At 61.0% G+C, this 1,912-nt stretch carries 1 protein-coding gene; it reads left to right on the forward strand.

Annotated elements, in window-relative coordinates:
* Positions 1 to 1,912 (forward strand): immunoglobulin-like domain-containing protein (locus I8746_RS26775; protein WP_409078030.1); only part of this gene is annotated, 1,912 nt, incomplete at both ends.

Consider the following 1,912-nt stretch of genomic DNA (forward strand, 5'->3'; position numbering starts at 1 on the left):
CCTGAGCAACAATGCCCAGGTCACCATCAAGGCCGGTGAAACCAGCGCGCCGTACACCCACGACGCGCAAGGCGATGACGTCTACAACGACGCTGGCCAGATCAGCCTGGGTATCACGTCTGCTGTGGATGTAGACGGTCGCACCTTCGAAAACCTGGAGCTGGGCGGTGCCGCGAAGGTAGATGTCACTGACACCACCGACGAAGTAGTGGCCAAGCTGACCGCGACGCCTTCGGTCACCGAAGGCGGCGAGATCACCTACACCATCACCCTGACCAACAAAGACGGCCTGCCGATCAACAACCACAGTGCATTGACCTTCACGCTGAGCGACGGCAAAACCGTCATCACCGTGCCGGCCAACGGTACCGTAGGTACTGCTACCGTCACTGCCCCGGACAACGTCTACGTCGGCGCTAACGACCCTGTCGTGAAGTCGATCGCAACCGTTGAAGGCGCGGATGTCGGCAAGTTCGAACAACTGACCCTCGACAAAACCCCGGTCAGCACGTCGGTTACCGACGAGCCGGGTACGCCGGGCAACGAAGGCGACCTGGTCAAGGTCACCATCACGGCCGACCAGACTTCGGTGGCCGAGAACGTCAAACCGACGTTCACCGTACACGTCAACCAGCCGCTGGCTCACGACCTGGTCGTGACCCTGAGCAACAACGCCCAGGTCACCATCAAGGCTGGCGAAACCAGCGCGCCGTACACCCACGCTGCGCAAGGCGATGACGTTTACAACGACGCTGGCCAGATCAGCCTGGGCATCACGTCTGTTGTGGATGTAGACGGTCGCACCTTCGAAAACCTGGAGCTGGGCGGTGCCGCGAAGGTGGATGTCACCGACACCACCGACGAAGTCGTGGCCAAGCTGACCGCGACTCCTTCGGTCACCGAAGGCGGTGAGATCACCTACACCATCACACTGACCAACAAAGACGGCCTGCCGATCGACAAGCATGCGGCGCTGACCTTTACCCTGGACGATGGCAAAACCACCATCACCATCCCGGCTAACGGTACAACCGGCACTGCCACCGTCACTGCCCCGGACAACGTCTACGTTGGCACCAACGATCCTGTGATCAAATCGATCGCAACCGTTGAAGGCGCGGATGTCGGCAAGTTCGAGCAACTGACGCTGGACAAAACCCCGGTCAGCACGTCGGTTATCGACGAGCCAGGTACGCCGGGCAACGAAGGCGACCTGGTCAAGGTCACTATCACGGCCGACCAGACTTCGGTGGCCGAGAACGTCAAGCCGACCTTCACTGTGCACGTCAACCAGCCGCTGGCTCACGACCTGGTCGTGACCCTGAGCAACAATGCCCAGGTCACCATCAAGGCCGGCGAAACCAGCGCGCCGTACACCCACGCTGCTCAGGGCGATGACGTCTACAACGACGCCGGCCAGATCAGCCTGGGTATCACCTCGGCAGTGGACGCCACTGGTGCGACCTTCGAGAACCTCGAGTTGGGCGGTGCGGCTTCGGTTCAAGTGACCGACACCACCGACGAAGTGGTGGCCAAGCTGACTGCCACCCCGTCGGTCACCGAAGGCGGCGAGATCACTTACACCATCACGCTGACCAACAAAGATGGTCTGCCGATCAACAACCACAGTGCATTGACCTTCACGCTGAGCGACGGCAAAACCGTCATCACCGTGCCGGCCAACGGTACCGTGGGTACTGCTACCGTGACTGCCCCGGACAACGTCTACGTCGGTACCAACGACCCTGTGATCAAATCGATCGCTACCGTTGAAGGCGCGGATGTCGGCAAGTTCGAGCAGCTGACCCTCGACAAGACGCCGGTCAGCACTACCGTCACCGACGAGCCTGGTACCCCAGGCAACCCGGGCGGCAGCAACGAAGGCGACCTGGTCAAGGTCACTATTACTGCT

The organism is Pseudomonas sp. USTB-Z, assembly GCF_019691255.1.
GTDB lineage: Bacteria > Pseudomonadota > Gammaproteobacteria > Pseudomonadales > Pseudomonadaceae > Aquipseudomonas > Aquipseudomonas alloputida.